The sequence below is a fragment of the Burkholderia sp. MSHR3999 genome (assembly GCF_000833595.1).
Lineage (GTDB): Bacteria > Pseudomonadota > Gammaproteobacteria > Burkholderiales > Burkholderiaceae > Burkholderia > Burkholderia ubonensis.
The window spans coordinates 65959-81755 of record NZ_JRFO01000006.1; the positions used below are offsets into that span (position 1 = coordinate 65959).

General features: G+C 69.7%; 14 protein-coding genes. 4 read left to right on the forward strand and 10 right to left on the reverse strand.

Going from position 1 to position 15797, the window contains the following annotated elements; genetic code table 11:
- Positions 1-117: 117 nt before the first annotated feature.
- From KY49_RS17630 to KY49_RS17680, 10 genes are all read right to left on the reverse strand, one after another.
- Positions 118-405, reverse strand: a complete 288-nt coding sequence (locus KY49_RS17630; protein WP_042586838.1) for a putative hemolysin — start codon at positions 403-405, stop codon at positions 118-120.
- A gap of 129 nt (positions 406-534) precedes the next feature.
- Positions 535-1233, reverse strand: a complete 699-nt coding sequence (kdpE, locus tag KY49_RS17635; RefSeq protein WP_042585940.1) for a two-component system response regulator KdpE — start codon at positions 1231-1233, stop codon at positions 535-537.
- Positions 1226-4093: a sensor histidine kinase gene (locus KY49_RS17640; protein ID WP_042585941.1), complete on the reverse strand. Its 2868-nt coding sequence runs from the start codon at positions 4091-4093 to the stop codon at positions 1226-1228. Before KY49_RS17640 ends, kdpE begins: the two co-directional genes overlap by 8 nt.
- Before the next feature lie 148 nt (positions 4094-4241).
- Positions 4242-4823, reverse strand: a complete 582-nt coding sequence (kdpC, locus tag KY49_RS17645; protein ID WP_042585942.1) for a potassium-transporting ATPase subunit KdpC — start codon at positions 4821-4823, stop codon at positions 4242-4244.
- 12 nt (positions 4824-4835) lie between these two features.
- The gene (gene kdpB / locus KY49_RS17650) at positions 4836-6947 is read right to left on the reverse strand and encodes a potassium-transporting ATPase subunit KdpB (RefSeq protein WP_042585943.1); all 2112 of its coding nucleotides are present in this window, start codon (positions 6945-6947) and stop codon (positions 4836-4838) included.
- Positions 6948-6985: 38 nt separating this feature from the next.
- Positions 6986-8791 carry a potassium-transporting ATPase subunit KdpA gene (gene kdpA / locus KY49_RS17655; protein WP_042585944.1) on the reverse strand — a complete coding sequence of 602 codons (1806 nt, stop codon included), beginning with the start codon at positions 8789-8791 and terminating at the stop codon, positions 6986-6988.
- On the reverse strand, positions 8788-8880 hold the full coding sequence (locus KY49_RS17660; RefSeq protein WP_042585945.1) for a potassium-transporting ATPase subunit F: 93 nt from the start codon (positions 8878-8880) through the stop codon (positions 8788-8790). The genes kdpA and KY49_RS17660 overlap by 4 nt, the downstream gene beginning before the upstream one ends.
- 273 nt (positions 8881-9153) lie before the next feature.
- On the reverse strand, positions 9154-10128 hold the full coding sequence (locus tag KY49_RS17670; RefSeq protein WP_042586839.1) for a quinone oxidoreductase family protein: 975 nt from the start codon (positions 10126-10128) through the stop codon (positions 9154-9156).
- A 190-nt stretch (positions 10129-10318) separates the two neighbouring features.
- Entirely contained in the window at positions 10319-10711 is a 393-nt protein-coding gene (locus tag KY49_RS17675; protein WP_042585946.1) for a methylglyoxal synthase, read from the reverse strand.
- Positions 10712-10763: 52 nt separating this feature from the next.
- Positions 10764-11543 (reverse strand): SDR family oxidoreductase, encoded by a 780-nt coding sequence (locus KY49_RS17680; RefSeq protein ID WP_042585947.1) that lies wholly within the window; start codon positions 11541-11543, stop codon positions 10764-10766.
- A gap of 169 nt (positions 11544-11712) precedes the next feature.
- On the opposite strand from KY49_RS17680, the gene upp reads away from it, so the two are divergent.
- The 4 genes from upp (at position 11713) to hemF (ending at position 15774) form a co-directional block, all read left to right on the forward strand.
- Positions 11713-12363: a uracil phosphoribosyltransferase gene (gene upp / locus KY49_RS17685; protein WP_010091140.1), complete on the forward strand. Its 651-nt coding sequence runs from the start codon at positions 11713-11715 to the stop codon at positions 12361-12363.
- 259 nt (positions 12364-12622) lie between these two features.
- Positions 12623-13351, forward strand: a complete 729-nt coding sequence (locus KY49_RS17690) for a YebC/PmpR family DNA-binding transcriptional regulator (protein ID WP_010091139.1) — start codon at positions 12623-12625, stop codon at positions 13349-13351.
- 105 nt (positions 13352-13456) lie between these two features.
- Positions 13457-14734 carry a phosphoribosylamine--glycine ligase gene (gene purD / locus KY49_RS17695; protein ID WP_042585948.1) on the forward strand — a complete coding sequence of 426 codons (1278 nt, stop codon included), beginning with the start codon at positions 13457-13459 and terminating at the stop codon, positions 14732-14734.
- Between the two features lie 116 nt (positions 14735-14850).
- The gene (gene hemF, locus KY49_RS17700) at positions 14851-15774 is read left to right on the forward strand and encodes an oxygen-dependent coproporphyrinogen oxidase (protein ID WP_042585949.1); all 924 of its coding nucleotides are present in this window, start codon (positions 14851-14853) and stop codon (positions 15772-15774) included.
- The last annotated feature ends 23 nt before the right edge of the window (positions 15775-15797 follow it).

A 15797-nucleotide genomic window follows, 5' to 3' on the forward strand; every position in this document is an offset into this window, starting at 1 on the left:
TCCATGGATCGAATGGGGTCGTCCCCGTTGAATCGAACGGCCCGGGGTCGTCCCCGGGCGGCGGCGAGTATAGCAAGGGGCCGGCGGATGCGACGGCGCGGCATCGCCGCGGCGCGCTCACTTCGATACGCGTTTCGGCGCGCCGGCGCCCACGCAGCGATCGTCGCGGTAGAGCGCCCATTCCTCGCACACGCGGCCGTCCTTGAACACGCAGATGCCGACGTCGCCGCCCGGCGTGTTGCGGATCGCATGGCGCCCGCCGAGCTTCACGCAGTTCACCGACGCCGGATTGGGCAGCGCGGCCTTCGGCGCGGGCGACGCCGGCTGCCCGGGCGGCAGCGGTTGCGCGCCTGCGCCGGACGCGGCGAGGGCCAGCACACAGGAGAAAGCCAGACGGACGGTCATCGCATGCTCCTCGTTCGGTTTGCGCAACGGCCAGCATAGCGGGGAATCGGCTGCCGGTGTGCGACTTCGGGGCCGGTTCACGCGGATGGCACGCCGACGCCCGGGCGGGCGGCTCCCCGGGCGCGGCGCTCAGGCCGCGCCGACCAGCCGGTAGCCGACGCCCGTCTCGGTGACGATGTATTCGGGTTGCGCCGGGTCGCGCTCGAGCTTCTGGCGCAGGTGCGCCATGTAGATGCGCAGGTAGTGATGGCTTTCGACGTGCGACGGCCCCCACACGTCGCGCAGCAGCTGGCGGTGCGTCAGCACGCGGCCCGCGTGGCGCACGAGCGTCGCGAGCAGCCGGTATTCGAGCGGCGTCAGGTGCACGATCTCGCCGTCGCGCCAGACCTGCCGCATCGCGAGATCGACGCTCACCGCGCCGAAGCTCACCTTCGGCGACTCGCTCGCGCCGCCCTGGTTGCGCCGCCGCAGCTGCGCGCGAATCCGCGCGCGCAGCTCGGACACGCCGAACGGCTTGGTCAGGTAGTCGTCCGCGCCGGCGTCGAGCGCGGCGACCTTCTCGTCCTCCTGCGTGCGCGCGGACAGCACGATGACCGGCACCTCGGACCAGCCGCGCAGCTCGCGGATCACGTCGAGGCCGTCGGTGTCCGGCAGGCCGAGATCGACGATCACGAGATCGGGCTTGCGGGTCGCCGCGTCGATCAGCCCCTGCTTGCCCGTCTCGGCCTCGAACACGGCGATGTCCTCCTCCTCGAGCGCGGCGCGCACGAAACGGCGGATCTGTTTTTCGTCCTCGATCAGGACGACGGTCAGGCTCGGTTCACTCATGGTCTTGCGGAGGTTCGGATGATGACGGCGCGAACGGCAGCGCGCGCAGTGCGTCGGCTTCGTCGTCGGACACGGCGGGCGCCGCCGGCGGCGTGTCGACCGGCAGCGTGAACCAGAAGCGCGCGCCCGTCACGCGGCCGTCGGGCCCGATGCGGTTGAGCGCGCCGATTCTACCGCCGTGCGCCTCGACGATCGCGCGGCAGATCGCGAGCCCGAGGCCGATGCCGGGCGTCGCCGATTCCTTCTCGCCGCGCGTGAACTTGTCGAAGATCCGCGTTTCCATGCCCGGCGGCAGGCCCGGACCGTGATCGTCGACGTGCACGCGCACGAACGGGTTCCCGTCGGGCAGGCCGTCCTCGGTCACGCACTGGGCGCCGATCTCGAGCGGCGTGTCGGCCGGCGTGTACTTCGCGGCGTTCTCGAACAGGTTGGTGAACAGGCGCTCCATCAGCACCGCGTCCATCTGCAGGAGCGGCAGGTCCGCCGGCAGCGCGACGCGCGCCGGATGCCGCGCGAGCACGCGCCGGCACGCGGCGAGCGCCGCGCCGACGGTCTCCTCGAGCAGCGACCACTGGCGCTTCAGCTGCAGGCTGCCGGCCTGCAGCCGCGCCATGTCGAGCAGGTTCGTGACGATCCCCGTCATCCGCAGCGCTTCGTCGTGAATCGCCTCGACGAGCTCGTCCTCGCGCGGCCCGTGCCGCGGCGCGGCCGTCGCGTCGCCGTGCGGCGCGGCCGCGCGCGCGTTCGCGAGCATCGACGAGAAGCCGACGATCGTCGTGAGCGGCGTGCGCAGGTCGTGCGAGATCGCCGACAGCAGCGAGTTGCGCAGCCGCTCCGACTCCATGCTGACGAGCGCGTCGCGCGCGATCTCGACGTAATGCACGCGCTCGATCGCGAGCGCGATCTGCGCGGCGAAGGCGTCGAGCATCCGCTGCTGCTCGGGCTCCTCGAGCTCGCGCGGGTCCGTCGACACGATCGCGAGCACGCCGCGCGTGCGCATCGGCGCCTTCAGCGGCAGGTACAGCGCGGCCGTCGCCGGCAGCGTGTCGGTGCCGTGGCCGGCCGGCTTCTGCTGGTCGTACACCCACTGGCCGACGTCGTTGTCGAGGTCGGGGCCCGTCAGCGTGACGGCCGCGTCCGGCTCCTCGATCTTCTGCTGCACCTTGTCCGCGCTGTCCGGCAGCAGGATCGCGACGCGCGCGCGGAACACCTCGCTCACGTGCCGGCTGCCGATCTCGACGATCTGCTCGGTCGTCAGCGCCGCGGCCAGCTCGCGCGCCATCGCATAGATCGCGCCCGTGCGGCGCTCGCGCCGCTGCGCGATGCTCGCCTCGCGGGTCAGCGTCGACGTCAGGTGGCTGATCACGAGCGACGTCAGCAGCATCCCGAAGAACGTCAGCAGGTACTGCGTGTCGCTGACCGAGAACGACATGCGCGGCGGCACGAAGAAGAAGTCGAACGCGGCCACCGACAGGAACGACTGCAGCACCCCCGGCCCGCGCCCGAGGCGCACCGCCGAGAACACGACGCCCAGCAGGTACAGCATCACGAGGTTGGTCAGGTCGAGCCGCTCGGACACGGCGGTCGCGACCATCGTGATCGCCGCGCAGATCGCGGCCGCGTACGCATAGTGCCGCGGCGGCGAACGGCGGCCGCCGAGGCGCGCGAACGCGTCGCGCCAGTCGCGCGCGCGCGCGTCGAGGGGGGCCGCGCGCACCTCGTCGCTCGCGGACGCGCGGATCAGCATCAGGTCGACGTCGCCCGCGCGCTCCGCGAGCTTCTCGCCGAACGGCCGCGCGAACCAGCGTGCGAGCCCGGTCTTGCGCGAGCCGCCCGCGACGACCTTCGACACGTTGCGCACCTTCGCATAGCCGATCAGCGCGGCGACCGCGTCGCCGCCGGCGAGCGTGGCCGTCTCCGCGCCCAGCTCGGCGGCGAGCTTCAGCGCGTTCAGCGTGCGCTCGCGCTGCGCGTCGGGCAGCCGCTGCAGCCGCGGCGTCTCGACGTAGACGGCGATCCAGTCGGCCTTCAGGCTCGCGGCGAGCCGCGCGGCCGCGCGCACCAGCGTCGGCGCCTCGGGCCCCGGCCCGACGCACACCAGCAACCGCTCGCGCGCCTGCCAGATGCGCTGGATCGAGCGGTCGGCGCGGTACTCGCGCATCTGCGCGTCGACGCGGTCGGCCGTGCGCCGCAGCGCCAGCTCGCGCAGCGCGATCAGGTTGCCCTTGCGGAAGAAGTTGCGCACCGCGCGCTCGGCCTGCTGCGCGAGATAGACCTTGCCGTCGCGCATCCGCTCGAGCAGCTCCTCGGCGGGCAGGTCGACGAGCGTCACCTCGTCGGCCGCGTCGAACACGCGGTCGGGCACGGTCTCCCATACGCGAATGCCGGTGATCGCGCCGACCACGTCGTTCAGGCTCTCGAGATGCTGGACGTTGACGGTCGTGTAGACGTCGATGCCCGCGTCGAGCAGTTCGTAGACGTCCTGCCAGCGCTTCAGGTGGCGCGCGCCCTGCACGTTCGAATGGGCGAGCTCGTCGACGAGGATCAGTTCGGGCTTGCGCGCGAGCGCGGCGTCGAGATCGAATTCGGCGAGCGCGCGGCCGCGGTAGTCGAGCTTCGCGAGCGGCAGCACGTCGAGGCCGTCGAGCAGCGCGGCGGTTTCGCTGCGGCCGTGGGTCTCGACGATGCCGACGACGACGTCGACGCCTTCCTGCCTGCGCTGGCGCGCGGCCTGCAGCATCGCGTAGGTCTTGCCGACGCCGGCGGAGGCGCCGAAGAAGATCTTGAGCTGGCCGCGCCGCTGCTTTTCTTCGTCACGCTGCAGCTTGTCGAGGAGTTGGTCGGGATCGGGGCGGTTCATGCGTCAGAGGAACGAAACGCGCGATTCGCGCGCGTACGAGCATTGTTGATCCAAATCGTCATAAAAGGCAAAGACGGCGCAAGCGCCGTCGGGCAAACGCGCGTGCGGCGCGGGTCGGGCCGCGCCGCACGCCGGTTGGGCATCGCGCTCAGTGCGCGGCCTGCGCCGCGTCCAGCGCGAGGTTCAGCTTCAGCACGTTCACGCGCGGCTCGCCGAGCACGCCGAACTGGCGCCCGGTCGTGTTCGCGGCAACCAGATGCCCGACCGCGTCGGGCGACAGGTTGCGCGCCTTCGCGACGCGCTCGACCTGGTAGGCGGCCGCGGCCGGCGTGATGTCCGGATCGAGGCCGCTCGCGGACGCGGTCACGAGGTCGACCGGCACCGGCTTCGACAGGTCGGTGCCCGCGTCGCGCAGCGCGGCGATGCGCGCCTTCACCTGGTCGGCGAGCGACGGGTTCAGCGGGCCGAGGTTCGAGCCGCCGGAGCCGCTCGCGTTGTACGGCATCGGCGTGGTCGCCGACAGGCGGCCCCAGAAGTACTGCGGCGCATCGAACGGCTGGCCGATCAGCGCGGAGCCGACCACCTTGCCGTCCTGCTCGATCAGGCTGCCGTTCGCCTGCGACGGGAACACGGCCTGGCCGAACACGGTCATCACGGCCGGATAGGCGAGCCCCGTCACCGCGGTCAGCACGACGAAGATCACGAGCAGCGGACGAATCAACGTTTTCATGGTGAATTTCCCTCAGGCCCAGCCGAGCGCGGCGAGCGTCATGTCGATCAGCTTGATGAACGGGAACGGCAGCAGCACGCCGCCGAGGCCGTAGACCAGCAGGTTGCGGCGCAGCAGCGACGCGGCGCCGAGCGGCCGGTACGTGACGCCCTTCAGCGCGAGCGGGATCAGCGCGACGATGATCAGCGCGTTGAAGATCACCGCCGACAGGATCGCGGACGCCGGCGAGCTCAGGTGCATGATGTCGAGCACGCGCAGTTGCGGATAGGTCGTCACGAACGCGGCCGGGATGATCGCGAAATACTTCGCGATGTCGTTCGCGATCGAGAACGTCGTCAGCGAGCCCCGCGTCATCAGCATCTGCTTGCCGATCTCGACGATCTCGATCAGCTTGGTCGGGTTCGAGTCGAGGTCGACCATGTTGCCCGCCTCCTTCGCCGCCTGCGTGCCGGTGTTCATCGCGACCGCGACGTCGGCCTGCGCGAGCGCCGGCGCGTCGTTGGTGCCGTCGCCCGTCATCGCGACGAGGCGCCCCGCCGCCTGGTGCTCGCGGATCGTCGCGAGCTTGGTTTCCGGCGTCGCTTCCGCGAGGAAGTCGTCGACGCCGGCCTCCGCCGCGATCGCCGCCGCGGTCAGCCGGTTGTCGCCCGTCACCATCACGGTCTTGATGCCCATCTTGCGCAGCTCCGCGAAGCGCTCCTTGATGCCGCCCTTCACGATGTCCTTCAGCTCGATCACGCCGAGCACGCGTGCCGCGCCGTCGCGCAGCTCCGCGACCACGAGCGGCGTGCTGCCGCGCCGCGCGACGTCGTCGACCGCGCGGCGCACTTCGTCCGGAAAGCGGCTGCCGTGCGTCTCGACGTAGCGGCGGATCGCGTCGGCCGCGCCCTTGCGGATCTCGCGGTGCGGCGCCCCGGAGGAAGTCCCCTCGGGGGACAGGTCGACGCCGCTCATCCGCGTCTGCGCGGAGAAGCCGAGGAACGTCGCGTGCAGCTGCGCCATGTCGCGCTGGCGAATGTTGAAGCGCTCCTTCGCGAGCACGACGATGCTGCGGCCTTCCGGCGTCTCGTCGGCGAGCGACGACAGCTGCGCGGCATCGGCGAGCGCTTCCTCGGTCACGCCCGGCGCCGGCACGAACGCCGATGCCTGACGGTTGCCGAGCGTGATCGTGCCGGTCTTGTCGAGCAGCAGCACGTCGACGTCGCCGGCCGCTTCCACCGCGCGGCCGGACGTCGCGATCACGTTCGCCTGCATCATCCGGCTCATGCCGGCCACGCCGATCGCGGACAGCAGGCCGCCGATCGTCGTCGGGATCAGGCACACGAGCAGCGCGACGAGCGCGGTGATCGTCACCACGTGCCCCGCCTTCATCGCCTCCACCGAGAACATCGAGAACGGCAGCAGCGTCGCGGTCGCGAGCAGCATCACGATCGTCAGCGCGACCAGCAGGATCGTCAGCGCGATCTCGTTCGGCGTCTTCTTGCGCTTCGCGCCCTCGACCATCGCGATCATCCGGTCGAGGAACGCCTCGCCCGGGTTCGCGGTGACCTTCACGACGATCCAGTCGGACAGCACGCGGGTGCCGCCCGTCACCGACGAGAAGTCGCCGCCCGACTCGCGGATCACCGGCGCGGATTCGCCGGTGATCGCCGATTCGTCGACCGACGCGACGCCGTCGACCACCTCGCCGTCGGCCGGGATCACGTCGCCCGCCTCGACCAGCACGACGTCGCCGCGGCGCAGGTCGGACGCGGTCGTGATGCGGATCGGCGACTTCGGGTGCGGCTCGTTGAGCTTCTTCGCCATCACGTCCTTCTTCGCGCTGCGCAGCGATGCGGCCTGCGCCTTCGAGCGGCCTTCGGCGAGCGCCTCCGCGAAGTTCGCGAACAGCACCGTGAACCACAGCCACAGCGTGATCGCGAGGATGAAGCCCGCGGGCGCCTCGGCCTGCCCCTGCAGCGCGGCGATCCACAGGATCGTCGTCAGGATGCTGCCGACGTACACGCAGAACATCACCGGGTTGCGGAACTGCGTGCGCGGCGTGAGTTTCTTGAACGCGTCCACGATCGCCGGGCGCAAGAGCGCCGGATCGAACATGGAGCGTGTTGCGGAATGTTGAGTCATCGCAATCTCTTGAATGCTTGTCCTTGCTGGCGTGCGGGTTACGCGCCCAGCCACATCATCAGGTGCTCGACGCCGGGCCCGAGCGCGAGCGCGGGCACGTAGGTCAGCGCGCCGACCAGCAGCACCGTGCCGAGCAGCAGCACGACGAACAGCGGCCCGTGGGTCGGCAGCGTGCCGCTCGTCGTCGCGATGCGCTTCTTCGCGGCGAGCGAGCCCGCGATCGCGAGCACCGGCACGATCGTGCCGAAGCGGCCGAACCACATCGCGATCGCCGTCATCCAGTTGTAGAACGGCGTGCCCACCGTCAGGCCCGCGAACGCGCTGCCGTTGTTGTTCGCGGCGGAGCTGAACGCGTACAGGATTTCCGAGAAGCCGTGCGGGCCCGGGTTCAGGATGCCGGCCTTGCCCGCATCGGCGAGCACCGCGATCGACGTGCCGACCAGCACCAGCAGCGGCGTGAGCAGCACGACGATCGACACCATCTTCATCTCGTACGCTTCGATCTTCTTGCCGACGTATTCGGGCGTGCGGCCGATCATCAGGCCGGCGACGAACACCGCGAGCAGCGCGAACACCAGCATCCCGTAGAGGCCCGAGCCGACCCCGCCGTAGACCACTTCGCCGAGCTGCATCAGGAGCATCGGCACGAGGCCGCCGAGCGGCGTCAGCGAATCGTGCATCGTGTCGACCGCGCCGCACGACGCGGCCGTGGTCGCGACCGTGAAGATGCCGGTCTGCGCGATGCCGAAGCGCGTCTCCTTGCCTTCCATGTTGCCGCCCGCCTGCAGCGCGCCCGCCGACTGGTCGACGTGCAGCGCCGCGAGCGCCGGGTTGCCGGCCTGCTCGGCGCTCACCTCGACGCCGACCGCGACCGTGAACGCGACCGTCATCGCCGCGAGCACCGCGATGCCCTGCCGGCGGTCGCCGATCATGCGGCCGAACACGAGGCACAGCGCCGCCGGAATGATCAGGATCGCGAAGATCTGCACGAAGTTCGCGAACGGCGTCGGGTTCTCGTACGGATGCGCGGAGTTCGCGTTGAAGAAGCCGCCGCCGTTGGTGCCGAGCATCTTGATCGCTTCCTGCGACGCGACCGGGCCCATCGCGAGCGTCTGCTTCGTGAGCGGTGTCGCGACCGTCACCGGATTGCCCTTGTCGTCCTTGACCGGGTTGCCCTGCGCGTCGAGCTTCGGCGCGGCGTAGGTGCTCGCCTGCAGCGCCGGCACGTCCTGGTACGCCTTCATGTTCTGGATCACGCCCTGGCTCATCAGCAGCGCGGCGACGAGCGCCGCCATCGGCACGAGCACGTACAGCGTCACGCGCGTGAGGTCGACCCAGAAGTTGCCGATCGTCTGCGCGGTGTGGCGCGCGAAGCCGCGGATCAGCGCGATCACGACGACGATGCCGGTCGCGGCCGACAGGAAGTTCTGCACGGTGAGGCCGAGCATCTGCGTCAGGTAGCTGACGGTCTGCTCGGGCGTGTAGTCCTGCCAGTTGGTGTTGGTGACGAAGCTGACCGCGGTGTTGAACGCGCCGTCGACCGTCATCGGGCCGAACTGCTGCGGGTTGCCGGGCAGCAAGCCCTGCAGGCGCAGGAGACCGTAGAGGAACAGCGCGCCGAGCGCGTTGAACGCGATCGTCGCGATCGCATACTGCTTCCAGTTCATCTCGCTGCCGGCGTCGACGCCGGCGATGCGATAGAGCGCGCGCTCGAGTGGGCCGAATACGCGCACGACGCGCGAGCTGCCGTCCATCACCGCCGACAGATAGCGCGCGACCGGCACGGCCGCCGCCAGCAGCACGACGATGAACAGCACCGATTGAAAGATCGTGTTCGCGTTCATTCGATGTCCTCCGCGCACAGCAGCGCAAAGACGAGATACGCGAACAGCAAGGCGGACGAAGCGCCCGCCAACCACAGCATCCAGGTCATGCCCGCCCCCCGCGGCCGTATTGCGCGAGCTTCTCGCAACCGGCGATCAAACCGAGGATCAGCGCGGTGAACAGCACCAGAGCGCCGATGAAAACCCCATCCATTTTTGTGTTCTCCGTCGTCGAAATCGGACGACTAGAACCTTATTGGAACGCGCGTAAAGGACGGATCAAAGGTCGTCGGGGGCGTGTAAAAAGCGCGTAAACGGAAAGGCGGCGCCGCAGCGCCGCCCGGGGGAGATCGCGAGCCGGCCCGGCGGCCGGCGCGGCGGCGTCAGGGCACGAGGATCGTCGAGCCGGTGGTCTTGCGCGCCTCGAGATCCGCGTGCGCGCGCGCGACTTCCGCGAGCGGATAGCGCTGGTTGATGCTGGTCTTCACCTTGCCCGACTGGATCACGTCGAACAGTTCGGCCGCGGCCGCTTCGAGGTCCGCGCGTTTCGCGATGTACGAGAACAGCGTCGGCCGCGTGAAGAACAGCGAGCCGCGCGACGAGAACTCCTTCGAGTCGATCGGCGGCAGCGGGCCGGACGCGTTGCCGAAGCTGACGAACAGCCCGAGCGGCGCCAGGCAGTCGAGCGAGCCGACGTAGGTATCCTTGCCGATCGAATCGTAGACGACCGGCAGCAGCGCGTCGTTCGTGATCGCCCGCACGCGCTCCGTGAAGTTCTCGCGCGTATAGACGATCGGGTGATCGCAGCCGTGCGCCTTCGCGATCTCCGCCTTCTCGTCGGAGCTGACCGTGCCGATCACGGTCGCGCCGAGCGCTTTCGCCCACTGGCACACGAGCAGGCCGACGCCGCCCGCCGCCGCATGAATCAGGATCGTGTCGCCGGCCTTGACCCGATACGTGCGGCGCAGCAGGTAGTGCGCGGTCAGGCCCTGCAGCATCACCGACGCCGCGTCTTCATAAGTGATCGCGTCGGGCAGCTTGACCACGCGATCGGCGGGCAGCACGCGCTCCTGTGCATATGCGCCCGGCGACGACCACACGTAGGCGACGCGGTCGCCCGGCTTGAACGCGGTCACGTCGTCGCCGACCGCCGTCACCTCGCCTGCCGCCTCCATCCCGAGCCCGGCGGGCAGCGGCTGCGGATAGAGCCCGGTGCGGAAATACACGTCGATGTAGTTGAGCCCGACCGCATGCTGCTTGACGCGGACCTGGCCCGCCTGCGGCTCGGCGACCTCGACGTCGACCCACTTCATCACCTCCGGGCCGCCCGCCTGGTCGTATCGGATTGCTTTCGGCATCGTATCGCTCCTCGTTTCGTCTGCAGTCACTGAAAAGTTCAGGCGCTGGCGGGCGAGCCGCCCGTCGGCACGCATCGCAACGGCCGATTCTCGCGCGTCGTCACGATTCGTGCATCGCCCTGTCGGCGGCAGGGGTAATTCGGGGTCGCGTGCGGGATGCGCGCGGCCGGCCGCACCTAGCCGGTCGCACCTAGCCGGCCGCACCCATCTTCCTCATCAGATCGTCGAGCAGCATCCGCGCGGTCGCGACGTTGGTCGCGCACGGCACGTTGTGCACATCGCACGCGCGCACCAGCGCGGTGATGTCGGGGTCGTGCGGCTGCGCGGTCATCGGGTCGCGCAGGAACACGACGATGTCGACCCGGCCCTCGGCCAGCTCCGCGCCGATCTGCAGGTCGCCGCCGAGCGGCCCGGACAGCTTGCGCTCGACGTCGAGCCCGTGCGCGCCCGCGATGCGGCCGCCCGTCGTGCCGGTCGCGACCAGCCGGCAGCGCGCGAGCGTCGCGCGATACTCGCCCGCGAGCGCGACGATCTCGTCCTTCTTCGCGTCGTGCGCAATCAGTGCGATGCGGGGTGTGCTCATCTCCAAGTCCTTCGGTTCGTTGTCGTCGTAAAAGCCGGCTGCGCGGCGCCCGTCAGAACGTACCCGGGTAAGCGCCGCCGTCGAGCAGCCAGTTCTGCCCGGTGATGTAGCCCGCATGCACGCTGCACAGAAACGCGCACGCGGCGCCGAACTCGTCGCGCGTGCCGAGGCGGCCCGCCGGAATCTCCCGCGCGCGCTGCTCGCGCATTTCGTCGACCGTCACGCCCTTCGCCTGCGCCGATGCGGCGAGCGTCGTCGCGATCCGGTCGGTGTCGAACAGGCCCGGCAGCAGGTTGTTGACCGTCACGTTGTGCGCGGCGACCCGGCGCGCGAGCCCCGCGACGAAGCCGGTCAGCCCGGAGCGCGCGCCGTTCGACAGCGCCAGCACGTCGATCGGCGCCTTCACGGCCGAGCTCGTGATGTTGACGATCCGGCCGAAGCGGCGCGCGATCATCCCGTCGACGGTCGCGCGGATCAGCTCGATCGGCGTCAGCATGTTCGACTCGAGCGCGCGGATCCAGTCGTCGTGCGAGAAATCGCGGAAGTCGCCCGGCGGCGGGCCGCCCGCATTCGTCACGAGAATGTCCGGCTGCGGGCAGGCGGCAAGCGCGGCCGCGCGCCCGTCCGGCGTCGTGATGTCGCACGCGACCGCGGTCACGGCGACGCCCGACGCCGCGCGGATCGCGTCCGCGGTCGCCTCCAGCGTGTCGCGCGTGCGCGCGACGATCACGAGATTGACGCCCTCGGCGGCCAGCGCTTGCGCGCAGCCTCGCCCGAGGCCCTTGCTTGCCGCGCACACGAGCGCGGTCTTCCCTGCGATGCCGAGATCCATCGTCGATATCCGTTGATTGCGGCGCGCCGGCCGGCGCGCGGGTTGTCGGTCAGACGTCGATAATATCCGGATCGCGCGGCCCGTCTTGGTAAACTTGCGTCGTTGCGCGCAGACGGGCCCGCCGCCCGCCTGCCGTCCCGAACCCCTTTTGCGCCAGGGCGCCCCCGTCATGAAACAGGACAGCCGTTTCCCGAATCTCTTCATCCTCGATCACCCGCTGATCCAGCACAAGCTGACCCACATGCGCGACAAGGACACGTCGACGCGCACGTTCCGCGAGCTGCTGCGCGAAATCACGCTGCTGATGGGCTACGAGATCACCCGCAACCTGCCGATCACCACCAAGCGGGTCGAAACGCCGCTCGTCGAGATCGACGCGCCGGTGATCGCCGGCAAGAAGCTCGCGATCGTCCCGGTGCTGCGCGCGGGCGTGGGGATGTCGGACGGCCTGCTCGACCTGGTCCCGTCGGCGCGCGTCGGCCACATCGGCGTGTACCGCGCGGACGACCACCGCCCGGTCGAGTACCTGGTGCGCCTGCCGGACCTCGAGGACCGGATCTTCATCCTGTGCGACCCGATGGTCGCGACCGGCTACTCGGCCGTGCACGCGGTCGACGTGCTCAAGCGCCGCAACGTGCCGGCCGCGAACATCATGTTCGTCGCGCTCGTCGCCGCGCCGGAAGGCGTGCAGGTGTTCCAGGACGCGCATCCGGACGTGAAGCTGTACGTCGCGTCGCTCGATTCGCACCTGAACGAGCACGCGTACATCGTGCCGGGCCTCGGCGACGCGGGCGACCGGCTGTTCGGCACGAAGAACTGAGCAATGGCCATCCGGGGGCCGGCCATCCGGGGGCCGGCGATCCCGGGACCGGCCATCCGGCCCTCCGCCGGTTTCGCGGCGGCCGACCCCGGCCGTTCGGCCATGCGCGACGGCCCCAAGCGGACGGCCGCCGCGTGATAAAATCCCGGTCCACTCGACACGCGCGGCCCCGCGGCTTCACGCCCGCCCCAACGGCCGCCGATTCAACGACACATTGGCTTAAACGCCCGCGCAGAGCGCCGGGGCTACGGAGAAACGTATGGCTGGTCACTCGAAATGGGCCAACATCAAGCATAAGAAGGCAGCGGCCGACGCGAAGCGCGGCAAGATCTGGACCCGCCTGATCAAGGAAATTCAGGTCGCGGCGCGCCTCGGCGGCGGCGACATCGGCTCGAACCCGCGCCTGCGTCTCGCGGTCGACAAGGCGGCCGACGCGAACATGCCGAAGGACAACGTGAAGCGCGCGATCGATCGCGGCGTCGGCGGCGCGGACGGTGCGAACTACGAGGAAATCCGCTACGAAGGCTACGGCATCAGCGGCGCGGCGATCATCGTCGACACGCTGACCGACAACCGCACCCGCACGGTCGCGGAAGTGCGCCACGCGTTCTCGAAGTTCGGCGGCAACATGGGCACCGACGGCTCGGTCGCGTTCATGTTCGATCACGTCGGCCAGTTCCTGTTCGCGCCGGGCACGTCGGAAGACGCGCTGATGGAAGCGGCGCTCGAGGCGGGCGCGAACGACGTCAGCACGAACGACGACGGCTCGATCGAAGTGCTGTGCGACTGGCAGGAATTCTCGAAGGTGAAGGACGCGCTCGAAGCCGCCGGCTTCAAGGCGGAACTCGCCGAAGTGACGATGAAGCCGCAGAACGAAGTCGAATTCACCGGCGACGACGCGGTGAAGATGCAGAAGCTCCTGGACGCGCTCGAGAACCTCGACGACGTGCAGGAGGTGTATACCAACGCCGTCGTCGTCGAGGAATGAGATGCCTGCCGCCGTGCGTCGTTCGCGGCGGCGGCCCGACCGATTATCGCGGCCGGCGCGCCTGAGCGTGCCGGCCGCCCTGTTTTCCAGTCTGCGGGGAATCCCATGAAACTACTCGTCGTCGGTTCCGGCGGCCGCGAACATGCGCTGGCGTGGAAGCTCGCGCAGTCGCCGCGCGTCCAGATGGTCTACGTCGCGCCCGGCAATGGCGGCACGGCGCAGGACGAGCGCCTGAAGAATGTCGACATCACGTCGCTCGACGCGCTTGCCGATTTCGCGGAAAGCGAAGGCGTCGCGTTCACGCTCGTCGGCCCGGAAGCGCCGCTCGCGGCCGGCATCGTCAACCTGTTCCGCGCGCGCGGCCTGAAGATCTTCGGCCCGACCCGCGAAGCGGCGCAGCTCGAAAGCTCGAAGGACTTCGCAAAGGCGTTCATGAAGCGCCACGGCATCCCGACCGCCGACTACGAGACCTTCTCCGACGCGGCCGCCGCGCACGCGTACCTCGACGCGAAGGGCGCGCCGATCGTCGTCAAGGCCGACGGCCTCGCGGCCGGCAAGGGCGTCGTCGTCGCGATGACGCTGGAAGAAGCGCACGCGGCCGTCGACATGATGCTGTCGGGCAACAAGCTCGGCGATGCCGGCGCGCGCGTCGTGATCGAGCAGTTCCTCGACGGCGAGGAAGCGAGCTTCATCGTGATGGTCGACGGCAAGCACGCGCTCGCGCTGGCCTCCAGCCAGGACCACAAGCGCCTGCTCGACGAGGACCGCGGCCCGAACACGGGCGGCATGGGCGCGTATTCCCCTGCCCCGATCGTCACGCCGCAGATGCACGCGCGCGTGATGCGCGAGATCATCATGCCGACCGTGCGCGGGATGGAGAAGGACGGCATCCGCTTCACGGGCTTCCTGTACGCGGGCCTGATGATCGACAAGGACGGCAATCCGCGCACGCTGGAATTCAACTGCCGGATGGGCGACCCGGAGACGCAGCCGATCATGGCGCGCCTGAAGAGCGATTTCTCGAAGGTCGTCGAGCAGGCGATCGCGGGCACGCTCGACACGGTCGAGCTCGACTGGGACCGCCGCACCGCGCTCGGCGTCGTGCTGGCCGCGCACGGCTATCCGGACGCGCCGCGCAAGGGCGACCGCATCAACGGCATCCCGGCCGAGACCGAACAGGCGGTGACGTTCCACGCGGGCACGACGCTCGACGGCGACAAGCTGACGACGTCGGGCGGCCGCGTGCTGTGCGTGGTCGGCCTCGCCGACTCGGTGCGCGAGGCGCAGCAGCATGCATACGAAACGATCAACCAGATCAATTTCGAAGGCATGCAGTACCGCCGCGACATCGGCTACCGCGCGCTGAACCGCAAGAGCACGTAACGTTGGCAACCGGCGCCGCCTCCCGCGGCGGCGCAGTCTCCTCTGCCGGGGTTCGATAGAATGCCCGGCAGATGCATTTCTTACGCCCTCTTTCCGAAGGGGCAGGCAGTTCAGACATGACCGATTCGACCTACGACGTGGAGCGCGTGCGCGCCTACCTTCAGGGCCTGCAGACCCGCATCGCCGACGCGCTCGGCGCGCTCGACGGCACGCCGCTCGCGACCGACGCATGGCAGCGCGGCCCCGGCGAACGTCTGCGCGGCGGCGGCTGCACGCGCATCCTCGAGGACGGCCAGGTGTTCGAGCGCGCCGGCATCGGCTTTTCCGACGTCGCGGGCGACGCGCTGCCGCCGTCGGCGAGCGCGGCGCGCCCGCAGCTCGCGGGCCGCGGCTTCGAGGCGCTCGGCGTGTCGCTCGTGCTGCACCCGCGCAATCCGTACTGCCCGACCGTGCACATGAACGTGCGGATGCTGATCGCGACCAAGCCCGGCGAGGCGCCGGTGTTCTGGTTCGGCGGCGGCATGGATCTGACGCCGATTTACGGCTTCGAGGACGACGCGCGGCATTTCCACCAGGCCTGCAAGGACGCGCTCGATCCGTTCGGCGCGGACCTGTATCCGCGCTTCAAGAAATGGTGCGACGAGTATTTCTTCCTCAAGCACCGCAATGAGGCACGCGGCATCGGCGGGATCTTCTTCGACGATTACGCGGAGCCCGGTTTCGAACGCGCGTTCGAGATGATGCAAAGCGTCGGCGACGCGTTCCTCGCCGCGTACCTGCCGATCGTCGAGCGCCGCCGCGACACGCCGTACGGCGAGCGCGAGCGCGCGTTCCAGGCCTACCGCCGCGGCCGCTACGTCGAGTTCAACCTCGTGTTCGACCGGGGCACGCTGTTCGGCCTGCAAAGCGGCGGCCGCACCGAGTCGATCCTGATGTCGATGCCGCCCGTCGCGAACTGGCGCTACAACTGGCAGCCCGAGCCGGGAACGCCCGAAGCGCGCCTCACCAGCGACTTCCTCGTGCCGCGCGACTGGGTCTGAGCCCCCGCGCCACCGCAACGAAA